General features: G+C 63.5%; 23 protein-coding genes. 13 read left to right on the top strand and 10 right to left on the bottom strand.

Translation table 11 applies throughout. The features are described from left to right. Positions 1 to 590: 590 nt before the first annotated feature. Positions 591 to 794 carry a hypothetical protein gene (locus NKH99_RS30290; protein WP_353017498.1) on the bottom strand — a complete coding sequence of 68 codons (204 nt, stop codon included), beginning with the start codon at positions 792 to 794 and terminating at the stop codon, positions 591 to 593. Between the two features lie 100 nt (positions 795 to 894). On the opposite strand from NKH99_RS30290, the gene NKH99_RS30285 reads away from it, so the two are divergent. After that, positions 895 to 1,392, top strand: a complete 498-nt coding sequence (locus tag NKH99_RS30285) for a methyltransferase family protein (protein WP_023678342.1) — start codon at positions 895 to 897, stop codon at positions 1,390 to 1,392. Between the two features lie 19 nt (positions 1,393 to 1,411). Here NKH99_RS30285 and NKH99_RS30280 read toward each other — a convergent pair whose 3' ends face one another. After that, positions 1,412 to 2,164: an SDR family oxidoreductase gene (locus tag NKH99_RS30280; protein WP_353017496.1), complete on the bottom strand. Its 753-nt coding sequence runs from the start codon at positions 2,162 to 2,164 to the stop codon at positions 1,412 to 1,414. Positions 2,165 to 2,285: 121 nt separating this feature from the next. On the opposite strand from NKH99_RS30280, the gene NKH99_RS30275 reads away from it, so the two are divergent. Next, a complete protein-coding gene (locus tag NKH99_RS30275; protein WP_353017495.1) occupies positions 2,286 to 2,930 on the top strand; it encodes a TetR/AcrR family transcriptional regulator in 645 nt (214 codons plus the stop codon). Positions 2,931 to 3,170: 240 nt separating this feature from the next. Next, positions 3,171 to 3,944: a hypothetical protein gene (locus tag NKH99_RS30270; protein ID WP_352683556.1), complete on the top strand. Its 774-nt coding sequence runs from the start codon at positions 3,171 to 3,173 to the stop codon at positions 3,942 to 3,944. Here the strand turns inward: NKH99_RS30270 and NKH99_RS30265 are convergent. Both NKH99_RS30265 and trxB read right to left on the bottom strand, forming a co-directional pair. Beyond that, positions 3,941 to 4,837: a LysR family transcriptional regulator gene (locus NKH99_RS30265; protein WP_023678345.1), complete on the bottom strand. Its 897-nt coding sequence runs from the start codon at positions 4,835 to 4,837 to the stop codon at positions 3,941 to 3,943. The two genes, NKH99_RS30270 and NKH99_RS30265, sit on opposite strands and share 4 nt — an antisense overlap. 98 nt (positions 4,838 to 4,935) lie before the next feature. Further along, positions 4,936 to 5,910: a thioredoxin-disulfide reductase gene (trxB, locus tag NKH99_RS30260; RefSeq protein WP_353017493.1), complete on the bottom strand. Its 975-nt coding sequence runs from the start codon at positions 5,908 to 5,910 to the stop codon at positions 4,936 to 4,938. A gap of 255 nt (positions 5,911 to 6,165) precedes the next feature. Here trxB and NKH99_RS30255 point away from each other — a divergent pair, with 255 nt between their 5' ends. After that, positions 6,166 to 6,642 (top strand): Lrp/AsnC family transcriptional regulator, encoded by a 477-nt coding sequence (locus tag NKH99_RS30255; protein WP_352469300.1) that lies wholly within the window; start codon positions 6,166 to 6,168, stop codon positions 6,640 to 6,642. A 301-nt stretch (positions 6,643 to 6,943) separates the two neighbouring features. Here NKH99_RS30255 and NKH99_RS30250 read toward each other — a convergent pair whose 3' ends face one another. The 3 genes from NKH99_RS30250 to NKH99_RS30240 all read right to left on the bottom strand — a co-directional run bounded on the left by NKH99_RS30250 (position 6,944) and on the right by NKH99_RS30240 (position 9,776). Continuing rightward, positions 6,944 to 7,519, bottom strand: coding sequence for a D-sedoheptulose-7-phosphate isomerase (locus NKH99_RS30250; protein WP_352835639.1), 576 nt, complete (start codon positions 7,517 to 7,519; stop codon positions 6,944 to 6,946). A 7-nt stretch (positions 7,520 to 7,526) separates the two neighbouring features. Further along, positions 7,527 to 9,005: a D-glycero-beta-D-manno-heptose-7-phosphate kinase gene (gene rfaE1, locus NKH99_RS30245; RefSeq protein WP_353017491.1), complete on the bottom strand. Its 1,479-nt coding sequence runs from the start codon at positions 9,003 to 9,005 to the stop codon at positions 7,527 to 7,529. Positions 9,006 to 9,143: 138 nt separating this feature from the next. Continuing rightward, on the bottom strand, positions 9,144 to 9,776 hold the full coding sequence (locus tag NKH99_RS30240; RefSeq protein ID WP_352683552.1) for a LysE family translocator: 633 nt from the start codon (positions 9,774 to 9,776) through the stop codon (positions 9,144 to 9,146). 176 nt (positions 9,777 to 9,952) lie between these two features. Between NKH99_RS30240 and rfaD the strand changes: the two genes are divergently transcribed. Genes rfaD through waaC form a run of 3 tightly spaced genes read left to right on the top strand, consistent with a single transcriptional unit; the run spans position 9,953 to position 12,863 of the window. Continuing rightward, positions 9,953 to 10,903 carry an ADP-glyceromanno-heptose 6-epimerase gene (gene rfaD, locus NKH99_RS30235; protein WP_353017489.1) on the top strand — a complete coding sequence of 317 codons (951 nt, stop codon included), beginning with the start codon at positions 9,953 to 9,955 and terminating at the stop codon, positions 10,901 to 10,903. Beyond that, a complete protein-coding gene (waaF, locus tag NKH99_RS30230; RefSeq protein ID WP_353017487.1) occupies positions 10,876 to 11,883 on the top strand; it encodes a lipopolysaccharide heptosyltransferase II in 1,008 nt (335 codons plus the stop codon). Before rfaD ends, waaF begins: the two co-directional genes overlap by 28 nt. Beyond that, entirely contained in the window at positions 11,880 to 12,863 is a 984-nt protein-coding gene (gene waaC / locus NKH99_RS30225) for a lipopolysaccharide heptosyltransferase I (protein ID WP_353017485.1), read from the top strand. Before waaF ends, waaC begins: the two co-directional genes overlap by 4 nt. A 207-nt stretch (positions 12,864 to 13,070) precedes the next feature. On the opposite strand, the gene greA is transcribed toward waaC, so the two are convergent. Continuing rightward, positions 13,071 to 13,544, bottom strand: coding sequence for a transcription elongation factor GreA (greA, locus tag NKH99_RS30220; RefSeq protein WP_023719113.1), 474 nt, complete (start codon positions 13,542 to 13,544; stop codon positions 13,071 to 13,073). Between the two features lie 318 nt (positions 13,545 to 13,862). Further along, on the bottom strand, positions 13,863 to 14,420 hold the full coding sequence (locus tag NKH99_RS30215) for a tetratricopeptide repeat protein (protein WP_352816115.1): 558 nt from the start codon (positions 14,418 to 14,420) through the stop codon (positions 13,863 to 13,865). 236 nt (positions 14,421 to 14,656) lie between these two features. Between NKH99_RS30215 and NKH99_RS30210 the strand changes: the two genes are divergently transcribed. The 4 genes from NKH99_RS30210 to NKH99_RS30195 all read left to right on the top strand — a co-directional run bounded on the left by NKH99_RS30210 (position 14,657) and on the right by NKH99_RS30195 (position 17,872). Beyond that, complete coding sequence (locus NKH99_RS30210; RefSeq protein ID WP_023678354.1) at positions 14,657 to 15,082, top strand: DUF3775 domain-containing protein; 426 nt, start codon at positions 14,657 to 14,659, stop codon at positions 15,080 to 15,082. Positions 15,083 to 15,194: 112 nt separating this feature from the next. Continuing rightward, positions 15,195 to 16,127, top strand: a complete 933-nt coding sequence (locus NKH99_RS30205) for an extensin-like domain-containing protein (protein WP_352770995.1) — start codon at positions 15,195 to 15,197, stop codon at positions 16,125 to 16,127. A 116-nt stretch (positions 16,128 to 16,243) separates the two neighbouring features. Continuing rightward, positions 16,244 to 17,098 carry an extensin-like domain-containing protein gene (locus NKH99_RS30200; RefSeq protein WP_353017483.1) on the top strand — a complete coding sequence of 285 codons (855 nt, stop codon included), beginning with the start codon at positions 16,244 to 16,246 and terminating at the stop codon, positions 17,096 to 17,098. A gap of 66 nt (positions 17,099 to 17,164) precedes the next feature. Continuing rightward, positions 17,165 to 17,872, top strand: a complete 708-nt coding sequence (locus NKH99_RS30195; protein ID WP_352835620.1) for an LssY C-terminal domain-containing protein — start codon at positions 17,165 to 17,167, stop codon at positions 17,870 to 17,872. A 47-nt stretch (positions 17,873 to 17,919) separates the two neighbouring features. On the opposite strand, the gene NKH99_RS30190 is transcribed toward NKH99_RS30195, so the two are convergent. Continuing rightward, on the bottom strand, positions 17,920 to 18,939 hold the full coding sequence (locus NKH99_RS30190; RefSeq protein WP_353017481.1) for a zinc-dependent alcohol dehydrogenase family protein: 1,020 nt from the start codon (positions 18,937 to 18,939) through the stop codon (positions 17,920 to 17,922). Between the two features lie 127 nt (positions 18,940 to 19,066). On the opposite strand from NKH99_RS30190, the gene NKH99_RS30185 reads away from it, so the two are divergent. Together NKH99_RS30185 and NKH99_RS30180 are read left to right on the top strand one after the other, a co-directional pair. Continuing rightward, positions 19,067 to 20,008 carry a LysR family transcriptional regulator gene (locus NKH99_RS30185; RefSeq protein ID WP_353017479.1) on the top strand — a complete coding sequence of 314 codons (942 nt, stop codon included), beginning with the start codon at positions 19,067 to 19,069 and terminating at the stop codon, positions 20,006 to 20,008. Between the two features lie 59 nt (positions 20,009 to 20,067). Next, positions 20,068 to 21,378: a hemolysin family protein gene (locus tag NKH99_RS30180; protein ID WP_352541053.1), complete on the top strand. Its 1,311-nt coding sequence runs from the start codon at positions 20,068 to 20,070 to the stop codon at positions 21,376 to 21,378. Positions 21,379 to 21,439: the final 61 nt, after the last annotated feature.

Here is a 21,439-nt window from a genome sequence, read left to right as displayed (position 1 = left end):
GCGTTTTTCAACCAATTGCCCAACACCCCCGGGGGGTTGGCCTAGTATGCTCTCACGCCTAAGGCAATGGCCGCCGGCCCTCCCCTTGCGCCCCAACATAAACCGGCCCCCGGTTCCCCGGGGCGCCGTTTCTTGCGGACCGTCTTCGTGGGAGGCGAAACGGCAGGTCCGCCGCATGCTTGCCGCCGGTGTTTTGGCGGAGGAAGGTTCGGACGCGGTAGCTGCCTGAGCCCGGGTCGTCCGAGTGATGCCCCCATCCCCCGGACGAGCCACACCGCGTCCTATGCTCTGCTTAATCGATTTGGCGCGCCCGCGGCATGTTACCCGAGGTTACATGTCACTGTTACGCGACCGTTCCGGCCGATTTTCTGGCGATGTGTTGGTTTCGGGCAACAAAAAAGCCGGATCAATGAAGACCCGGCTGAGTTTGATTGGAAGTGCCTGTTAAGGCTAACCTCCAGAGGGGAACACTCGAGAGCGCTAATGGGAGGAGAACGCGCTCAGGAGATGATCTATATATGTGCTCTTCATGCCCAAGAAACAAGCATCTATTTTGCAACACTCACATGCAAAAAGGCGCCGGCTGTGGTCTAATCCGTCCCGAAGCGCAATAGGACCAGTTGAATCGCTGAAATACAGCCTGCGGCAAGGCAAAAATCGATCCGCGGCCGCGAATCAGCAGCGATTCCTGCTCGGAAAATCGAAAAACGCAGGATGACGTGGAATCGTGCAGCACGCGTTTGTTTTTTCGGCAGCCAGACCTTGCTGGTGCATGCCGCCCAAAAGCCCGCCATCGAGCTTGACCTGAGGGTGCAGCGGTTTGGGTTACATGCCGGACAGACCTGAAGCGCGTTGCAGGAGACCGTTCAAGGCCGCGCCCGTAAGGAGAGCTATATGCGAGCCACTTCGGCGATCGCCGGCAGCGTCATCTTCCTTGCTGTAGCGCCCGGCGTGGTCGCCGGACTGTTGCCCTGGCTGCTGACCGATCGCTATCGCCTGCCCTGGTCGCGACTGCCCGGTTTCGTTCCTGTGGGCTGGCTGCTGGTTGTCGCCGGCACAGCCATACTGCTGCACGCCTTTGCCCGGTTTGCCCTGGAGGGCCTGGGTACCCCCGCCCCGGTCGCGCCGACCGAAAGGCTGGTCGTCGGCGGCATCTACCGCCATGTCCGCAATCCGATGTACGTCGCCGTGCTGTCGATCGTCCTCGGCCAGGCACTGCTGTTTTCGAGCTGGACGGTCGCCGCCTATCTAGTCATCGCCGCGGCCGCCATGATCTCCTTCGTGAGACTATATGAGGAACCGACGCTTGCCCGCCGCTACGGTGACGAATACGAGGCCTACCGCCGTGCCGTACCAGGCTGGCTGCCCCGCCTGACACCTTGGCGCGGCTGAAGCAGGCTCCAAGGCAACGTCACCACGGCAGCGGGCCGTCCTCGTTCGAGAACGTGCCCGTCGGACCGTTCGCGTCGAGAAGCGCGAGGCGCACGGGCTCCCGCGCGGCCTGTTCGACGGTGCGCGGACCTTCGAAGTTGTTGAGCTCCGTCGCGGTGTAGCCCGGGCACGCAGCGTTGACCTTGATGCCGGTCTCCTCGAGCTCGATGGCGAAGGCGAGCGTCATCGCGTTGACGGCCGTCTTCGACGGGTTGTAGACGGCGCCAAACGACGTGCGGTACGGAAAGGCCGGATCCGCGTTCAATGTCAGCGAGCCGGCGCCGCTCGAAACGTTGACGATACGCGCCGCCGGCGCCTCACGAAGAAGCCGCAGCATCGCTTGCGTGACGGCGATGATGCCAAACACGTTCGTCTCGAATACCGCGCGTACGTCGTCGAGAGAGGCATTGCTCGGGCGGCCCGAATTGATGATCTCCTCGAGCGGCCTGCCCGGCTTTCCCGCATGGGAGATGCCGGCATTGTTCACCAGCACGTCGAGGCGGCCGAGTTCGATGCGGATGCGCTCTGCCGCGGCGGCGATCGACGCCTGGTCGGTGACGTCCAGCTGCAGGGCGTGGGCATCCTCTCCGATGCTATTTGCGGCTGCCTCGGCATGCTCGAGCCTGCGCGATCCTACGAGCACGGTAAGGCCGTTCGCCGCGAGGTCCTTGGCGATCTGAAGACCGATGCCCTTGTTGGCCCCGGTGACCAGGGCGACGGGTTTGTCCTGCATGGTAATCTCCTTTTGTGCACCGATGTGTGGCCAACACCGCTTTGCCGTGCTAGATACAAGTCAAACGGAACCACGTTCCACATATATCCGGAACAAGGTTCCGTTTGCAAGAGGTAATTTGATGGGCGAAAAAACGCCGAACGGCAAAACGGATCAAGGCGATGGTCTGGAACCCCGCGACCGCGCGGATCGCCACCTGCGCGCCGACGCACGGCGCAACATCGACGCGTTGCTCCGGGCGGCCATGGCGGTGTTCGCGACCTCCGGCGTGGAGGCTCCGGTGCGAGAGATCGCGGAAAAGGCTGGCGTCGGCGTCGGCACCGTCTACCGCCATTTTCCACAGCGCTCGGACCTGATCGTGGCCGTCTTCCGCAACGAGGTTGACGCCTGTGCGGACGCCGCGCCGATCCTGGCCGGAAAGCATGAGCCCGGTGAAGCGCTGGCCCGGTGGATGCAGCGCTATGTGGATTTCATCACGGCAAAACGCGGCCTCGCGGCAGCCTTGTACTCAGGCAATCCGGCCTTCGACACTTTGCCTGCCTATTTCAACCAACGGCTCCGGCCCGCGCTTCAAACATTGCTGGAGGCGGCGGCGGCGGCCGGCGAGGTGCGCGCCGATATCGAGCCGGGCGACCTGTTGGGGGCGGCCGCCAGCCTTGCCATGCCGGCGCATGGCGGCGGCCCAGCCCAGGCGCGGCGCATGGTTGCCCTGCTGGTCGACGGTTTGCGCTACGGCGCCAGCACGCTGGCGGATAGGCGTTCCTAAGGCGCGTTGCGTTCGACCGACCTCATGTGACGCGCTTTAGGTTCTTGTTTGATGCATGTCGCTATCGCAAAACCGCTGCACACTTTTGCGCGACATGCATTAGCAATCGCAGACCAAGTACGACATCAGACAAAAAGGCTGGTGCTGCCCCTTCTGGCTGCCGCTATCTTCTCCGTTATAGTGACGGGGAGAAGGACGCTTTCGCCGATCGCTCTTTGGAGTGTTGTAGGGTCGACATAAATGAGCTTTTCAGAATTTCAGCCACGCCATGTGCTCTGCATGCTGGGAAGGCAGGGTGGATATTCTGAGCTGTGTCGCTCAGTTCAGTCGGCAATCGACAATTTCGCCCCGGGGTTTGAAATTGATACGCACTTTTCGCAGGACGCGCCGGATGATCGCATGGTTGAGTCGTTCGATGTGTCTTGGGATCGGGTACATAAGGGGGGACGGACTAAAGAGGACCAAGCGGCCGTCCATGAGCACGGTTGCGTGATTTATGTACTTGGTCCCCATATGGATATCGAAAGTACCGTTGGGACGTCGGCAATCGCCCTTCGCTTAATCGTGCATGCGCTGAACAGTGATGCTATTGCCGCAAAAGGCGAGAGTGCTGGCATTGCGCACGGTGCGGCTCGATGGAAACAACTTGGCCGTGATGCGGAAAACGCCGAGGACGGCCCGAGTTTAGCCCGTACTTGCCGCCTTGCCTTCAGCAAGCGGCCGTTAAGTGACGGAAAGTTCCTCTGTAGCGTCGGTTTCCATCTCGTCGGTCTGCCAGAGGTCTTCGCGCCAAGGAGTCTTTCCGACGATGAGCTGGTGCTCAGCTCGATAATCGACCGTGTTGCCGATGAGATGTTTACCGAAGGCGTCGGGCTGAGTTTAGTCCGTAACAATGGGATACTGCTACCCATCGAAGCGTACGAAGAAGACGACTTCAAATTCAACCCGTATGGTGCCGTCTACTTGGGCGATCACGGCAAAAAGGATACCTTGTCGACAGAATCTAGAAACTAAAACGACCAGCTGCGCGCCTTGGCGATGATGAAATCGCGGAAGACATGCAGCTTCGCCTGGTTCTTCATCGCGTCGGGATAGGCGAAATAGGTATCGAAGGACGGCACTTCGGTCTCGGGCAGCAACTGCACCAGTCCGGAATCCTTGCTGACCACGTAATCCGGCAGCATGGCGATGCCGGCGCCGCCCTGCACCGCCCGCTTGATCGACAATATGTCGTTGATCTGCAGCGTCGGCACCCTTTGCCCGCCTTCGAAATCGCCGACCGTCTCCAGCCAGTTCAGTTCCGACAGATGCGCCGGCACCGGCACGCCGAAGGTGACGATGCGATGGGTTTTCAGCTCGGCGATCGAATTCGGCTTGCCGTATTTGTTTACATAGGATGGCGCCGCGTAGAGATGGAAATGCACGGTGAACAGGCGGCGCTGGATAAGGTCCGGCTGCTGCGGCTGGCGCAGCCGGATGGCGCAGTCGGCCTGGCGCATCGTGAGATCGAGCTCCTCATTGGCCAGGATGAGCTGCAGGCTGACCTCGGGATAGAGCTCGATGAATTCCTGCACGCGCTCTGTCAGCCAGCCAGCGCCGAGGCCGACCGTGGTCGTCACCCTGAGCACGCCGGAGGGCCGGTCCTTGGTTTCGGTCAGTCGCGACTTGATGGTTTCGAGCTTCATCAGCACGTCGTGCGCCGTGCGGAACAGCATCTCGCCCTGCTCGGTCAGCACCAGGCCGCGGGCATGGCGATTGAACAGCGGCACGCCGACGTCATGCTCGAGCGCGCTGACCTGCCGCGAGATCGCCGATTGCGACAAATGCAGTGTTTCCGCGGCATGGGTGAACGACCCCGCTTCCGCCGCGGCGTGAAACACGCGTAGCTTGTCCCAATCCAACGCCATGATTTCCCCTCGTCCTGTTTTCTGGCGTCCGCCTGTTTTCGGCGTCTGAATGAAAAATCAGGCTTTTGCGCGGCTTTTCTCAGCCGCTTATCGAACAATCACTCCGCCGCTTCGCGGTGAACCTCGATCCCCGCCAGATATTTTTCCGCCTCGAGCGCGGCCATGCAGCCGAGACCGGCCGCCGTCACCGCCTGGCGGTAGATGTCGTCGGTCACGTCGCCGGCGGCGAACACACCCGGCATATCGGTGCGGGTCGAATCCGGCGCCGTCCACAGATAGCCGTTCGGCTTCTGCTTCAGCTTGTCGGCAAACAGCTCGACCGCCGGCGCGTGGCCGATCGCCACGAACACGCCGTCGACCACCAGATGCATCTCCTGCCCGGTCACCACGTTGCGCAGCTTCAGCCCTTCGACCGACGGCGGCAGCGGCGCCTTGCCGGGCCTGCCGGTGATCTCGTCGACCACCGTGTCCCAGATGACGCGGACATTGTCTTTCCGCAGCAGCCGCTCGCGCAGGATGCGCTCGGCGCGGAAATCGCTGCGCCTGTGGATGACGGTGACGCTCTTGGCCAGGTTGGAGAGATAGAGCGCTTCCTCCACCGCCGAATTGCCGCCGCCGATCACCGCGACGTCCTTGCCGCGGTAGAAGAAGCCGTCGCAGGTGGCGCAGGCCGAGACGCCAAAACCCATGAAGGTGTGTTCGCTCGGGATGCCCAGCCATTTCGCCTGGGCTCCGGTGGCGATGATCAGCGCGTCGGCGGTATAGATCGTGCCGGAATCGCCGTTGGCGCGGAACGGCCGCACGTTGAGGTCGACCTCGGTGATGATGTCGTTGACGATGTCGGTGCCGACATGCTCGGCCTGCCTGAGCATCTCGCTCATCAGCCATGGACCCTGGATCGGTTCGGCGAAGCCCGGATAGTTTTCGACATCGGTGGTGATCATCAGTTGCCCGCCCTGCTGCAGGCCGGCGACCAGCATCGGCTTGAGCATGGCGCGGGCGGCATAGATCGCCGCCGTATAGCCGGCGGGGCCGGAGCCGATGATGAGAACAGGCGCGTGCTTGGTGATCATGAAAAACCTCTGCGGGGAGCAGCCATGGATTGTGGCATGAACTCTCGTCGATTGTTGCGCGTAATGTAAGTGTTGCCTGCGACGCCAGCAAGGCAAGTTGCCGTTCGTCCCCGGAAAGCTTCGGCGCCGGCGACAGCGACAAGCAACCCGCAGCAAGATGATGCGAAAATCCTCGATCCAGCGGATGGAATAGACAGCAAAGTCGTTTAATTACAAAGTCGCGAAAGATTCTTTCGCGTCACCACGGAAGCCACCATGCCGATCAAGGCCGATCTCGATGCCATCGACTGGAAGATCCTGCGCGAGCTTCAGCAGGACGGACGCATGACCAATGTCGAACTGTCGGGCCGCGTCGGCATTTCGGCGCCGCCGTGCCTGCGCCGCGTCAGGCGGCTGGAAGAGGCCGGCATCATCCGCGGTTACCGCGCTTTGCTCAACGCTCCGGCGCTCGGCCTCGACGTCGTCGCCTTCTGTCTGATCGGCCTGCATCACCAGGCCGACGCCGAACTCAAGACCTTCGCCGAGCGCACCCGCGGCTGGCCGATCGTGCGCGACGCCTGGATGGTGTCGGGCGAGTCCGATTTCCTGCTACATTGCGTGGCGAGCGATCTCGGCACCTTCCAGACCTTCGTCATCGAGGAACTGGCCTCGGCCCCCAATGTCGATACGGTGCGAACCGCGCTGACCATCCGCCGGGTCAAAGACGAAGGGCTGGTGGCGTTTTCGGCTTAAGAGACCAGGCAAAGCGGCTGCGAAACAAAAACCCGAAACAAAAAACCCGCCTCGGCGGGCGGGATCGTCGGTGGAATCATCACCATACCGAAATTAGTAGCATAGCTGCCGGCACAAAGCAAGAACAAAAATTGCCTTCAGCGTTGAAGATTGGCTTCATTCCAGCTTGGGTTCCTCCCCCACGAAAGTGGGGAGAGGTGGCTCGGCGAAGCCGAGACGGAGAGGGGAACCGCGCTCTACGAAGCCCCCTCTCCGGCCGCCTCGCGGAGGGCGAGGAACCCAGGTCCTGAGAGTTCGAGGATCACCCTGCGTCGCAGAGGCGCGTTTCGACCATTTCGCACAAATGGTGGTAGAGGCACAAATGCCCCTGCTGGATGATCGGCGTCGAGGTCGAGGGTACGTTGAGCAGGATGTCCGAGAGCGGCTTCAGCTTGCCGCCGGTGTCGCCGGTCAGGCTGATCACCGTCATGCCCATCATGCGCGCCTGCTCTGCGGCGGCGAGGATGCTTGGCGAATTGCCGCTGGTCGAGATGGCGAGCAGCACGGCGCCCGCCGAACCATGCGCCTCGACCTGGCGCGCAAACACCGTGTCGAAGCCGTAATCATTGCCCCAGGCGGTCAGCACCGCCGCGTTGGCCGGCAGCGCGATGACGTTGTAGGCCTTGCGCTCCCTGAGGAAGCGGCCGACCAGCTCGCCGGCGATATGGATGGCGTCGCTGGCCGAACCGCCATTGCCTGCTATCAGCAGCGCCTTGCCCTGCGAAAGCGCGGCGACGACGGCGCTGACCGCCCGCTCCATCTCGCTGGTCAGGTCGCGCTCGACCATCGCCGAAATCGCGGCCGCCGAGCGCGCCAGGTAATCGTTCAGTTCGGACATGAAACCCTCAGTTCCCGGCGCGCAATCTGCCGATGGTGCCGGTCGTGCTCTTGCCGGCGACGAGGTCGACCAGCACGACGCGCCCGCCGGCCTTCTGCACGACATCGGCGCCAACCACCTGATCGACCGTATAGTCGGCGCCCTTGACCAGTATGTCGGGGCTCAGCGCCTCGATCAGCGAAAGCGGCGTATCCTCCTCGAAGATGACGACGGCGTCGACCGAGGCAAGTGCTGCCAGCACGCAGGCCCGGTCATGCTGGTCGTTGACCGGGCGCCCCGGCCCTTTCAGCCGGCGCACCGAGGCATCGCTGTTGAGGCCGAGCACCAGCCGGTCGCACTGGCTGCGCGCCGCATGCAACAGGCTGACATGGCCGGCATGCAGGATATCGAAACAGCCATTGGTGAAGCCGACGCTCAAGCCCTCGTCTTTCCAGCCCGCCACCAGCCGCGCGGCGGCGGCGGCATCGAGGATCGCATCCAGGTGGGCGACCGGACCATGCGAGCGAAACAGCGCACCGGTGAGTTCCTCGATCGTCAGCCGCGCCGTGCCGCGCTTGCCGACGACAACACCGCCGGCGGCGTTGGCGATCGATCCGGCCATGACACGATCAGCCCCTGCTGCAAGAGCCAGCGCGAAGGTCGCGATTACCGTGTCGCCGGCGCCCGAAACGTCGAACACTTCGCGCGCCTGCGTGGCGATATGGCGGGCGTCGTCCGCACCGATGACGCTCATGCCCTTTTCGCTGCGCGTCGCGACGACAAAATCGAAACCGTGCGCCGAAATCAGCTGGCGTGCCGCCGCCTCGATTTCGTCGTCGGCAAACACTGCGCGGCCGACCGCCTCGCCGAGTTCCTTGCGGTTGGGCGTGATAGCCGTCGCGCCGGCATAACGCGCATAGTCGCGGCCCTTCGGGTCGACCAGCACCGGCTTGCCCGCTTGCCGGCAGATCGAGATCAGCTCGCCGGCGACGCCGTCGAGCAGCACGCCCTTGCCATAGTCGGACAGAATGACGATGTCGGCGCGTGCCAGCGCTTCGCGAAAATGCCCGACCAATGTCGCGCGCTCGGCATCGCCCAGCGGCTTGATTTCCTCTTCGTCGAAACGCAGCACCTGCTGGTTGAGCGCGCTGAATCGGCTTTTGGACGACGTCATGCGATCGGCATCCTGCGCCAGCCCGCCGGCGTCGACGCCAAAGTCGCCGAGCATGCGCATGAGGTTCTTGCCGGCCTCGTCAGCGCCGATCACCGAGACCGGTATCACGGCAGCGCCGAGCGAAACGATGTTGGCGACGACATTGCCGGCGCCGCCCATCGCCAGCGTTTCGCCGCGCCCGTGCAGCACGGGGATCGGCGCTTCCGGCGAAATGCGCTCGATCACGCCGTTGACGAAACGGTCGAGGATGAAATCGCCGACCACCAGCACGGTGGCGCCGCCGAAGCGCGAAATGGCGCGGTGAAGGGGTTCGGGAGAGGGCAACTTGATCATGTCAACGCGTGGGGGGCCGATTTTCAGTGACGGGAAATTCGATTGGCAGGGCCGGCCGTTCATGGCGATGCCGATATACCGCAATTTCAGCCGACGCAACGCCGGGCCTTCGACCGGTCGCGGCGGCGAGACAGTGCGTCAGCTTTTCTGCAACGCGACATGCACGCCCAGTCCGACAAGCACCGCACCGCCAGCGCGCCGCATCAGGCGCTGCGCCCGGCTCGACTGCCGCAGCCTGGCGATCACCGCGCCGGCCAGCACCACGCAAACAATGTCGGCCGATGAGAACATCAAATTGACGATTGTTCCAAGCACGACGAACTGCAGCCAGACCGGAAACGCTGCCGAGGCATCGATGAATTGCGGCAGGAACGCCATGAAGAAAATCGCCGTTTTTGGGTTGAGCACCTCGACGGCAACGCTCTCGAAAAAGGCGCGGCGGGCGGATTTCGGCTGAATTCCCGGCAAGACAACGTCGCCTTGCGCCTTGGCGCGAAACAGCGAAACACCGAGCCAGACCAGATACAGCGCACCGACCAGCTTGACCGCCATGTAAAGCACCGGCACGGCATGGAAAAGCACCGACAGGCCGACAGCGGCGGCGAAGACATGAACGTAGCCGCCAAGATGGATGCCGAGCGCCGCCATCAGCCCGGACCAGCGGCCGCGCGCCATGGTTTGCGCGGCGGCATAGAGCATGGCGGGGCCGGGGATATAGGCGAAGATCGCCGTGGTGGCGAAAAAGGCGACAAGCAGTTCGGTTGACGGCATTACCTTGCTCCTGTCGCCGGTCGGCCGGCAGGCCGACTGAAACGTGACGTTTGCGGCGCCACTATGGCGCTCATCCGGCCGCCCAGCCACCTGCTTTGTCGACAGCCCTGCCCGCCTCCCCTATAAGGCCAGAATCCCACAAGGGCTACAACCGGCACAAGGTACCAGAGGCTTTCATGATCATCGTCACGGGCGGCGCCGGCATGATCGGTTCCAACATCGTCGCCGCGCTCAACGCCGAGGGTTTCAGCGACATCCTCGTCGTCGACGACCTCACCGACGGCCATAAGATCGCCAACCTCGCCGATCTCGAGATCGCAGACTACCTCGACAAGGACGATTTCCTGGCGCGGATGGAGGCCGGGGACCTCGGCCGCATCGAGGCGGTTTTCCACCAGGGTGCCTGCTCGACCACCACCGAATGGAACGGCAAGTTCATGATGGAGGTCAACTACACCTATTCGAAGCGCCTGCTGCACGCCTGCCTGGCCCTGCGCTTGCCCTTCCTCTATGCCTCGTCCGCTTCGGTCTATGGCAGCGGCGCCGAGTTCCGCGAGGAGCCGCAATGCGAACGGCCGCTGAACGTCTATGCCTATTCGAAAAAACTGTTCGACGACTATGTCCGCCGCACCGTTTTCGATACCGATCACTCGCCGGTGGCGGGCCTGCGTTATTTCAACGTCTACGGACCGCGCGAGGCGCATAAGGGCGCCATGGCCTCGGTCGCCTTCCATCTGTTCAACCAGGTCGAGCAAGGGCAGAACCCGAAGCTGTTCGGCGCCTATGGTGGTTTCGGGCCGGGCGAGCAGAGCCGCGACTTCATCCATGTCGGCGATGTCGCCGACGTCAATCTGTGGCTGTGGAAACGCGGTTCCAGCGGCATCTTCAACTGCGGCACCGGCAAGGCCCAGCCGTTCCGCGCCATTGCCGAGACGGTGATCGATACGCTGGGCCAAGGCCAGATCGAGTTCATCGAGTTTCCCGACCACCTCAAGGGCAGCTACCAGAGCTTTACGCAAGCTGATATGTCCCGCCTGCGCGCAGCCGGTTACAATGGCCAGTTCCGCACAGTGGAAACCGGCGTCAGAGACTATGTCGAATGGCTGAAAGCCCAACGATCCTCGTGATCGGCCCACGCTGGGTGGGCGACATGGTGATGGCGCAGTGCCTGTTCCAGGCGCTGAGGGAGCTTCATCCGAACGCCGCCATCGACGTGCTGGCGCCGGCCTGGGCAGCACCGCTGGTCAAGCGCATGCCCGAAATCCGCCAGCAGATCGACCTGCCGCTGCAATCCGGCGCGTTCGAATTTCGCATCCGAAGGCGCTTCGGCCGCCTGCTGCGCGGCCGCTACGACATGGCCTTTGTCCTGCCGGGAAGCTGGAAGTCGGCGCTGATCCCGTTCTTTGCCGGCATTCCGCGCCGTGTCGGCCATCTCAAGGAAATGCGCTACGGGCTGCTGACCGACATCGTGCCGTTGCCCGATCGCCTGAAACGGCGCACCGCGCAGGCCTATTTCAGCCTTGCCCGTGGTGGTGCCTTCCAGGCGCCGAAGCTTGCCGTCGATCAAGCCAACCAGGCGGCACTGCTCAGCCGTTTCGGGCTGACGGCGGGGAAATTCGTGGCAGTCATGCCCGGCGCAGAATTCGGCCCGGCCAAGCGCTGGCCGAGCGAACACTATGCCGGCCTTGCCCGCGAGATGATGGCGAAAGGGTTTGGCGTGGCACTGTTCGGATCGAAGAACGACGCTGAGGTGACGGCTGAAATCGCCGCGCTGGCTCCGGGCGCCGTCGATCTTGCCGGCCAGACGCGGCTCGAGGATGCCATCGACCTGATCGCGGCGGCGAGGCTTGCCGTCTCCAACGACAGCGGGCTGATGCATGTCGCCGCCGCCGTCGGCACGCCGGTCGTCGCCGTCTACGGCTCGACCTCGCCGCAGAACACGCCGCCGCTCGCCGATCGCCGCGAACTGGTCTGGCTCGGCCTGTCCTGTTCGCCCTGCCACAAAAAAATCTGCCCGCTCGGTCATCTCAACTGCCTGAAGACGTTGGAGGTCGAACGCGTCGTGGCGGCGGCGGAGCGGCTGCTGGAAATGCCGGTCGCCGCATGAAAGTGCTGATCGTCAAGACATCGTCCATGGGCGACGTCATCCACACCTTCCCGGCGATCGAGGACGCGCGCCGCGCTCGGCCGGATATCTCCTTCGACTGGTGTGTCGAAGAGGCATTTGCCGGCATTGTGGCGCTGCATCCAGCCATCCAGACCATCCACAGCGTGGCGATCCGGCGCTGGCGCAGGAAGCTGCTCGAGCCCGGCACATGGCGGGAAATGATCGGCTTGCGCCGCGCCTTGCGCGATTGCTGCTACGACCTCATTCTCGATGCGCAAGGCTTGCTGAAATCGGCGCTGGCGGCGCGGCTGGCGGCAGCGCCGATCGCCGGTTTCGATCGGTCGAGCGCTCGGGAGCCGTCGGCTACCTTGTTCTACGACCACCGGTATCCCGTGCCGCGCGGCCTGCATGCCATCGAGCGCACGAGACGCCTGTTCGGGCTGGCGCTCGGCTACGAGCCGGATTTTTCCAGGCTTGAATCGGGCATCGTGCCGCCAGCCGGAAAATCGACTTTTGTCGGCGAAAAGACCGCCTTCCTGCTGCACGGCACCAGCCGCGAGGACAAGAAATGGCCGGTCGCGGACTGGATCGAAACCGCCCGTCTGCTGGTGGACAAGGGGATGACGCCGGTCACCACCTGGTCGAACGACCGGGAAAAGGCGGTTGCCGAAGCGATTGCCGGCGCCGTTTCGCAGACCGTGGTGTTTCCCAGATCGCCGCTTGCCGAGATCGCCGCTGTCATCGGCGGCTCGGCGCTGGTCATCGGCGCCGACACCGGCCTGACCCATCTCGCCAGCGCTTTCGGCCTGCCGACGGTGGCGATATTCCTCGCTACCGAGCCCGGCCTGACCGGCCCGCGCGGACCATTCTCATCGACGCTGCTGGCCAGGCCCGGTCACAGTGTCACGCCGCCGGAGGTGATGGCGGAAGCCGAGAGGCTTGTGGAGCGCCAGACGCTTGGTCAGGCCGGTGACCGCTGATTTGCTCAATCAATTCAATCGGAAAGGTCAGCGCTGCCCCTTCCCTTCTCCCCTTGTGGGAGAAGGTGGATCGGCGCGAAGCGCCGAGACGGATGAGGGGTGTTGGACGGAGTGCGGAGGGAGCCAAGCTGGAACACCCCTCATCCGACCTCGCTTCGCGAGGCCACCTTCTCCCACAGGGGGAGAAGGCAGAGCAGCGCCAATCCCCTAGATAAATTGCACCTGGACGATCTCGTAGCCCCTGGCGCCGCCCGGTGCGTTGACCTCGATGGCGTCGCCGACTTCCTTGCCAATCAGGGCGCGCGCGATCGGCGAGGAGATCGAGATGCGGCCGGATTTCACGTCCGCTTCCTGGTCGCCGACGATCTGGTAGGTCTTTTTCTCCTCGGTATCCTCGTCGACCAGCACCACGGTGGCGCCGAATTTGACCTTGTCGCCGCTGAGCTTGGTGACATCGATCACCTCGGCCCGCGCGATCAGGTCCTCGAGCTCGTTGACCCGGCCCTCATTGAGGCTCTGTGCCTCTTTTGCCGCGTGATATTCGGCATTTTCGGAGAGGTCGCCATGCGAGCGCGCTTCGGAAATCGCCTCGATGATACGCGGCCGCTCCTGTTGCTGGCGCCAGCGCAGTTCTTCCTTCAATGACGCGAACCCCTCGCCTGTCATCGGGACCTTGTTCATAATGCCTGACCTTTCCTGCCGCCGCCCCCGCAATCGGGAGCGACCTTGTCGATGGTACAAAAAGAAAACGGTCCGGCAGCCTCGCTAACGGAACCGTCTCACCACAATCTTGCAAGATATAGCAATCTTCGCGGGTTTTTCACGTCCAAAAAGTCGGTTTTTGAAAAATCATCCACCGATTGCGCGGCTGACCTAACGTCAAGGAGCGCATCACGTGTACCGTGATGCCAAATTCCAGTTCGGAGCAGCATGTGAGCACAGCAAAAAACCGGCTGCGATCGCTCGCAGCCGGTTATGAGCAGCGTTCCGGAAGGCGGATCAGCTCCTCATGAAGTGATCGATCTGCTCCGACAGCATGCCGTATTCGCGAGACCCCTTGCCCGTGCGCTTCTCGATCTCGCGGAGCTGTTCCTGGGCGCCGGCAAGATCGCCGATCTGCAGGTGCGCCTCGCCGAGATATTCGCGCACCAGCGTGTAATTCGGGTCCATGCGCAGCGCTTCCTCGTAATAGCCGAGGCCGACGGTGACGCGGCCGGAATGGCGGTGCGAATAGCCGAGATAGTTGAGGATGCGCGGGTCCTGCTTGTTGGCGGCGAGGCTGAGCACGGCGATCGCCTCGTCGTAGCGTCCATCCATCGCCAGCGCGCGACCGGCATCATAGATGCTGTCGTCATCCAACATGCCTTGCTTCGGCGAGACACATTTCTTCTGCTTCTTGTCCCAGGCCTGCCCCTTCTTGCACTGGCTCTGGCCGCCGCCGCCATTGCCGCCGCCGCCGCCACCACCTCCCCCGCCTTCACCAGCCGAAAACGCCGGAGCCGCAATCAGCGGCAGGGCGGCAATGGCCATGGCGTAAATCAGCAATCGTCTGCGCATTACACTCTCCTTTGAACCTGACAATGCAACACTAACGCCGGGCCGAAGCCGTTTCGTCCCCGGAAAATGCCATCCTATCTCAAAACCGCGATCTCTCCCAGCAAGGCCATCTTATCCCGGGAAGAGAGGGCATCGGAAATCATGCTCACGATCAACGCCGCCGCGCAAGATAACGTGACGAGCGCTGCAAATCCGCTATCATCGGGCCGACCGAGCACGAAGCAGGGAGACGGCCGGTGCAGCAACGCGTTGAACGAGACTGGGAGCTTTCGATCGGTCCCGACACCGTGCGCCTGTTCATCCTGAAGGCGAAGGCGCTCAGCGCCGCCGTCAACGAAGACTATGCCGACGGCGCCGAGCACGAGGTAGAGCTCGACGGCAACGCGCACGACAACCACCATCATGACGGCCTTGCCGAGGAAAGCTCCGAAGATCTCACCGAAGAAGAATTGCGCGAGCTGATCGACGATCTCAATGTCGACGAAGCGGCCGAACTGATTGCGTTGGCCTGGGTCGGCCGCGGCGACTATGACGCGACGGAATGGACGGACGCGCTGTCCGCCGCCCGCGAGCGCGCCAACAAGCGCACGGCAAAATATCTGCTCGGCATGCCGCTGCTGGCGGACTGGCTCGAGGAAGGCCTGGAGGCGATCGGCGCGTGACGGCGCGGTTACCGATTGTGATCGCCTCGAACCTTCGTCCAAGGCAACTTCCCTGCATTCTGGCCGTTGCGAGCTGATGGCGGCGTTTGGTTTTTCCGGATTGTGCAGACTGATGCTCGCCGTTGCGGCGGCGTCGCTGCTGGCGGGACCTGCATTAGCCAAGGCGCCCGAACTACCGCAAACCGCACCGGTTCCCCAGCCCAACCGGGAAGCCACTTCGCCATCGCCAACCGAGATCCCGGTCCCCGAACCACGCCCCGCTCCGGAGGCTGAGCGGCCCAAAAACGGTCAGCCTCAAAACGATCAGCCTCAAAATGGCCAGTCCAAGACCGAGCAGCCGGAGCCACCGGCGATCGCACCGCAGCCGCCTGAAAAGCCGGCGCAGGCCGAGCCGCCGGCAAACCCATCGGTCGCGCCACCAAACCCCGCCGAGGCAGACGAGAAGGCGGAGCAAAAAATCCTTCCAGATCCTCGATCGGTCGCCATTGCCGGGAAAGAAATGCCGCCGGAGGAGTTGGCCTGCCGCAGGCGGCTGAAGTCGATGGGCGTCGATTTCGAGGAGCGCAAGCCCGAGCATGATACGGCGGTCGGTTGCTCGATCCCCTACCCGATCGTGCTGAAGACGCTCGGCAAATCCATCGCCATCGGCCCGGACCCAGAGCTCAATTGCCAGATGGCGGAAGCGGCCGCACGCTTTGCTGCTTCGGTCATCCAGCCTGCGGCAAAGGCCGAGTTCGGCATGGATATCAAATCGATCGGCCAGGCCTCCGCCTTCGTCTGCCGGCCGCGCCACGCCGGCGGCAAACTGTCGGAGCACGCCTTCGGCAACGCGCTCGACATCGCCAGCTTCACGCTTTCCGACGGCAAGGAGATCGATGTCGGGCCAACGCCGCCGGAAAAGGACGCGAAATTCCTGGACACAGTGCGCAAGGCGGCCTGCGGGCCGTTCAAGACCGTGCTTGGTCCCGGCAGCGATGCCGATCATTCGCTGCATCTCCATTTCGATCTCGAGCCGCGCCGCAATGGCGGCACGTTTTGCCAATGACGCCGGCCGCCGGTACTGGGCGCCGCAATTTGGCCGCAGGCGTGAACGGCGCCGCTGATTTTTCCTTTACTCTTCAGGTTTAGAGTCTGTGCCATCTGGGGACAGGAACCCTTCCGATGGCCGGGCTATTTCGCGCTGCGCTTGCCGCTGCGCGGCACACAGAATGCGCGCGCATGGCCGGAAGGCTTGCCGCCCTGCTTGCCGTGGCGGCGGTCTCAGCCTGCAATACCGGCAGCGTGCTGTCGCTGCAGCCGGCCGTCGATGTCGGCAGCCAGACCGCTGCCGTCCCGCCCAATTCCGACCCGCAATATTCCGCCGCGCAAGATTCCGGGCCGCAATATTCGGGTATGCAGCGTCTCGTCCCGTCCAACCCCTATATGACCGCCGCCTATCCGCGCCTGGACAACCCGATGTCGCCGGCCGAACAGATGCCGGCCACAGAGATCGATTGCCGCAAGGAATTGAAACGCCTCGGCGTCGTCTACACCGATGTTGCGCCGATCCATGAAGGCCAGTGCGGCATCGACTATCCGGTCAAGGTCTCGGCCATCGGCAGCGTCGAGATGAAGCCGGCCGCGACGCTGACCTGCGACATGGCCGCCAGCTTTGCCGGCTGGACCAGGAACGAACTCGTGCCGTCGGCCCGCTGGCGCTATTTCTCAGGCGTCAAGACCATCCACCAGGGCTCGAGCTATTCCTGCCGCAGGATTGCCGGCGAAGGTGTTTTGTCGGAACACGGCAAGGGCAATGCGCTCGACGTGATGAGCATCGAGCTTAACAATGGCGACGACATCGACGTCCGCAAGCCCGGCCTGTTCGCCTTCCGCACCCGCGGCTTCCTCAACAATGTCCGCGCCGACGGCTGCCAGTATTTCACCACCGTGCTCGGCCCCGGCTACAATTACGATCACCGCAACCATTTCCATTTCGACATCAAGAACCGCAAGAACGGCTATCGCGCCTGCCGCTGATTGCAGCCCCTGCCCAAGACTTGCTGCGCCGGTTAAGATGATGCGCAGACGCTTGGGTGGTGCCTCTTGAGCCGACGAAGCCTTCGACGACGTGCAACGACCTGGTTGGTGGCATGCTGTGCCGCTTATCTTTCGCTCGCCTATTTCGCCGCGCCTGAGTTCTGGACGTTGCGGGACCGCAATTTTCGCAATCAGCAATTCGAGATGGTGACGCACACGCCGCAAGGTATTCCGGGCGATCCGATCAATGTCGGCCTTGTCGGCACCAAGAAGGAGCTTGTCCATGCTTTTGCCGTCGCCGGTTGGGATACGGCAGACGCCATCACGCTGAAGACCGCCATCGAGATCGGCGAAAGCGTGCTGTTCAACCGCCCCTATCCCGACGCGCCGGTCAGCCGGCTTTTGTTCGAAGGCCGCGCCCAGGACCTCGCCTTCGAAAAGCCGGTCGGCGACAGTGCCGACCGGCGCCATCACGTCCGCTTCTGGCAGACCGATGCGACCGGAGACGACGGCCGGCCGCTCTGGCTCGGCTCGGCAAGCTTCGACCGGGGCGTCGGCCTCAGCCATGACACCGGCGCGATCACCCATCATATCGGCCCCGACGTCGACGCCGAGCGCGACGGGCTGATGCGCGACCTCTCCGCCGCCGGCATGCTGATCTCGACCAGCGAGATACCAGGCGTCGGCGCCACAAAGACCGGGCGCAACGGCGAAGGCGATCCCTATTTCACCGACGGCAGGGCCATCATCGGGGTCCTGCTGCAACTGCCGTAGGCGCGCAATCGGCCTTCCCGTCTGACAGCCATTTCGTCCCGACGGGCTCAGGGCACGGTGATCACGATCTTGCCGAACGGTCCTGTCTCCAGACGCTCAAATGCCTGCGGCACCTCGTCGAAGCCAAACACCTTGTCGATCACCGGCTTGATCGCGAGCGTCTCGATCGCCTGGTTCATTCGCTCGAAGGCGCGGCGGTGGCCGATCGATATGCCTTGTACGACGATCCGGTTGCGTATGAACGGCAGGACCGGAAAATTGAGTTCCATGCTGCCGAGAAGGCCGATCACCGACAGCCGGCCGTCGGCGCCCAGCGCGTTGAGCGAGCGTCGCGCATTGTCGCCGCCGACCATTTCCAGCACGTGGCTGACGCCGGCGCCGTTTGTCAGCTCACGCGCGGCCTCGTCCCACGCCGGCCGGCTGCGATAGTTTATCCCTTGCCAGGCGCCGAGCGCCTTCGCCCGTTCGAGCTTCTCGTCGCTGCTCGAGGTGACGATGGCGCGCAGGCCGAAGGCGGCGGCAAATTGCGGCGCAAACAGCGACACGCCGCCGGTGCCCTGGATGAGAACGGTTTCGCCCGGGATCGACTTGGCCGCCTCGACCAGCGCGAACCACGCCGTCAGCGCCGCAATCGGCAGCGTCGATGCCTCGACGTCGCTGAGCGACGGCGGCGCCGCCACGGCGGCATCCTCATGAAAAAGCACATGCTCGGACAGCATGCCGGGCAGTGACGAACCAAGCGTATGCTTGTGCAGCACCGGCGGGGCGTCGCCGTCCGGCCAGTCGGCGATCACCTGGCCGAGCACGCGCTGCCCAATGCCGAAGCGGCTGACTTCGCTGCCGATGGCGACTACTTCGCCTACCGCGTCCGATGTCGGCACGAACGGAAAGCTGAGGTCCGGTATCAGCACGCCATCGACGATCATCCTGTCCTTGTAATTCAGCGATACCGCAGTGACGCGTACCAGAAGATCATGCGGCCCGGCTTGGGGCAGCTTTCCATCAGCCGGCTTCAACCTGGACAGGCCGAAACCGTTCATCTGCCAGGATCTGTTTTCGGTGCTCATTTGGTTCGCGCTCCGTGGTTGATGATTGCGCGAGACATTTACGCCGTTTCACTATGGATAAAAGTGCTTCCATGTGGCACGTTCTGCAACAGATTAAGGAGCAAAACTCTACAATAGGAGCGCTTCATTGGAATCGGCCAATTTGCAAGGCATCGTCGCATTCGTTCACGCGGTGGAGGCCGGAAGCTTCACCGGCGCCGGCGCGCGGCTGCATGTCACGAAATCGGCGGTCGGCAAGTCGATCGCGCAGCTGGAACAGCGATTAGGCGTTCGCCTGCTCAACCGCACCACCCGCAGCCTCAGCCCGACCAGCGAGGGCCTGAGCTATTACGAAGCCTGCGTCAGGGCATTGGCCGAGATCGATGCCGCCCAGTCGCTGCTCGCTTCCCGCAAGCAGGTGCCTTCCGGCCGGCTTCGTGTCGACCTGCCTCTGGCCTTCGGCCGCCGGTGCGTCGCCCCAGTGCTGTTCGAGATTTCCAAAAGATATCCGGATCTGACGATGGAAATCTCCTTCAACGACCGGCGCGTCGACTTGATCGAGGAAGGCATCGACCTGACGGTGCGTATGGGCGACCTCGACGACAGCTTGTCGCTCGCCGCGCGCCGCATCTATGCCCAGCGTTCGGGCGTCTGCGCCGCCCCCGCCTATCTCGACGCCCATGGCAGGCCGCAATCGATCGAGGACCTGGCCAGGCACAGCCTCATCGGCTACGGCCGCGACGGCACGGTCCATCCCTGGACCGTCAGGCATGCCGACGGCCGTCTCGAAAAATTCGCGCCCAAGGCGCGGCTGGTGCTCGGTCACGGCGAACCGATGCTCGATGCGGTACTGGCCGGCTGCGGCATCGTCTATCTGCCGACATGGCTGACGGCCGACAGCATCAGGCGCGGCGAGCTCGAAATGGTTCTGTCGGACTGTCTTGTCGAAAACACCGTGGTGCATGCCATCTGGCCGGTAACACGCAATCTCGCGCCAAAGGTGCGCGTCGTCGTCGACGTCCTGATCGAGCATTTTGCCGCGCCGTCCTGGGATGCGGCAGGAGTGCCGCCTGATTGCCCGGCTCGCTAAATTTAAAAAGCGCGACCGTCCTATTTTCGAAAACAGCGCGGCAATGCTATGGACCCGGCATGCTTTATGCTGAAATTGCCATCGTGGTCGTCCTCATCTGCATTAACGGCCTTCTGTCGATGTCCGAGCTCGCCATCGTCTCGTCGCGGCCGGCGCGCCTCAAGACGATGATCGACCGCAACGTCAAGGGCGCCGGCCGGGCCCTGGCGCTCGGCGCCAATCCGGGAAAATTCCTGTCCTCGGTGCAGATCGGCATCACTTTGGTCGGCGTCTTGTCCGGTGCCTTTTCCGGCGCCACGCTCGGCGAGCGGCTGGCCACCTCCCTGGCGTCGGCCGGCATCCGCGAAAGCCTCGCCGATCCGCTCGGCGTCGGCATCGTCGTCGCCCTCATCACCTATGGCTCGCTGATCATCGGCGAACTGGTGCCCAAGCAGATCGCATTGCGCGACCCCGAACGGGTCGCCGTCAGGGTCGCCCCGGCAATGACCATCCTGGCCGGCGTCTCAGCGCCGCTGGTCTTCCTGCTCGATTTTTCCGGCCGCGCTCTCCTGTGGCTGCTTGGCCAGCGCGGTCAGAGCGAGGATAAGGTCACCGACGAGGAGATCAAGATGCTGGTCGCCGAAGCCGAGCACCACGGCACCATTGAATCCGACGAACGGCGGATGATCGCCGGCGTCATGCGGCTCGGCGACCGTGCCGTGCGCGCGGTGATGACGCCGCGCACCGAGGTCGACTGGATTAATCTGCAATCCGACGAGGCGGCCATCAGGAAGCTGCTGATGGACACCCAGCATTCGCGCCTGCCGGCCGGCGACGGCGGCGTCGACGCCATGATCGGCGTCGTCCAGACCCGCGACGTGCTGGCCGCAATGCTCGGCGGCCGCGCTCTCGACCCGCGCCGGCACGTGCGGGCCGCGCCGATCGTGCACGACCAGGCCGACGCGCTGGACGTGCTTGCGACGCTGAAGGAATCCGACGTGCCGATGGCGCTGGTGCATGACGAGTACGGCCATTTCGAAGGCATCGTCACCCCGGCCGACATTCTGGAAGCGATCACCGGCGTCTTCCGTTCGGATCTCGACGCCGGCGAAGAGGAAAACGCCGTCAAGCGCGAGGACGGCTCATGGCTGCTCGCCGGCTACATGCAGGCCGACGAGATGGCAGAGGTCCTCGGCATCGACCTGCCTGAGAGCCGCGATTATGAAACCGTCGCCGGCTATGTGCTGTCGCATTTGCACCATCTGCCGGCGACCGGCGAATGTGTCGACGCGCAAGGCTGGCGCTTCGAGGTCGTCGACCTCGACGGCCGCCGCATCGACAAGCTCATCGCCACCCGCCTGCCCGGCGGCCACCGCGAGGTCGTGCGCTAAGGATCGACGCTACTTATGGGCTATATGCTCGCGGCGACACCGCTCGCACAGTCAAAGTTGA

The sequence above is a fragment of the Mesorhizobium sp. M0854 genome (assembly GCF_040319815.1).
Classification (GTDB): Bacteria; Pseudomonadota; Alphaproteobacteria; order Rhizobiales; family Rhizobiaceae; genus Mesorhizobium.
The sequence above is the reverse complement of the archived record's forward strand: the minus strand, read 5'-3'. Positions and strand labels throughout refer to the sequence as shown.

Coding starts and splice junctions, on each gene's coding strand:
- NKH99_RS30190 (WP_353017481.1), bottom strand. CDS start 18,939: ATGAGCACCGAAAACAGATCCTGGCAGATGAACGGTTTCGGCCTGTCC.
- NKH99_RS30275 (WP_353017495.1), top strand. CDS start 2,286: ATGGGCGAAAAAACGCCGAACGGCAAAACGGATCAAGGCGATGGTCTG.
- NKH99_RS30280 (WP_353017496.1), bottom strand. CDS start 2,164: ATGCAGGACAAACCCGTCGCCCTGGTCACCGGGGCCAACAAGGGCATC.
- waaC (WP_353017485.1), top strand. CDS start 11,880: ATGAAAGTGCTGATCGTCAAGACATCGTCCATGGGCGACGTCATCCAC.
- NKH99_RS30250 (WP_352835639.1), bottom strand. CDS start 7,519: ATGTCCGAACTGAACGATTACCTGGCGCGCTCGGCGGCCGCGATTTCG.
- waaF (WP_353017487.1), top strand. CDS start 10,876: ATGGCTGAAAGCCCAACGATCCTCGTGATCGGCCCACGCTGGGTGGGC.
- NKH99_RS30240 (WP_352683552.1), bottom strand. CDS start 9,776: ATGCCGTCAACCGAACTGCTTGTCGCCTTTTTCGCCACCACGGCGATC.
- NKH99_RS30285 (WP_023678342.1), top strand. CDS start 895: ATGCGAGCCACTTCGGCGATCGCCGGCAGCGTCATCTTCCTTGCTGTA.
- NKH99_RS30265 (WP_023678345.1), bottom strand. CDS start 4,837: ATGGCGTTGGATTGGGACAAGCTACGCGTGTTTCACGCCGCGGCGGAA.
- NKH99_RS30200 (WP_353017483.1), top strand. CDS start 16,244: ATGGCCGGGCTATTTCGCGCTGCGCTTGCCGCTGCGCGGCACACAGAA.
- NKH99_RS30180 (WP_352541053.1), top strand. CDS start 20,068: ATGCTTTATGCTGAAATTGCCATCGTGGTCGTCCTCATCTGCATTAAC.
- NKH99_RS30215 (WP_352816115.1), bottom strand. CDS start 14,420: ATGCGCAGACGATTGCTGATTTACGCCATGGCCATTGCCGCCCTGCCG.
- trxB (WP_353017493.1), bottom strand. CDS start 5,910: ATGATCACCAAGCACGCGCCTGTTCTCATCATCGGCTCCGGCCCCGCC.
- NKH99_RS30270 (WP_352683556.1), top strand. CDS start 3,171: ATGAGCTTTTCAGAATTTCAGCCACGCCATGTGCTCTGCATGCTGGGA.
- rfaD (WP_353017489.1), top strand. CDS start 9,953: ATGATCATCGTCACGGGCGGCGCCGGCATGATCGGTTCCAACATCGTC.
- NKH99_RS30205 (WP_352770995.1), top strand. CDS start 15,195: ATGCTCGCCGTTGCGGCGGCGTCGCTGCTGGCGGGACCTGCATTAGCC.
- greA (WP_023719113.1), bottom strand. CDS start 13,544: ATGAACAAGGTCCCGATGACAGGCGAGGGGTTCGCGTCATTGAAGGAA.
- NKH99_RS30290 (WP_353017498.1), bottom strand. CDS start 794: ATGGCGGGCTTTTGGGCGGCATGCACCAGCAAGGTCTGGCTGCCGAAA.
- NKH99_RS30255 (WP_352469300.1), top strand. CDS start 6,166: ATGCCGATCAAGGCCGATCTCGATGCCATCGACTGGAAGATCCTGCGC.
- rfaE1 (WP_353017491.1), bottom strand. CDS start 9,005: ATGATCAAGTTGCCCTCTCCCGAACCCCTTCACCGCGCCATTTCGCGC.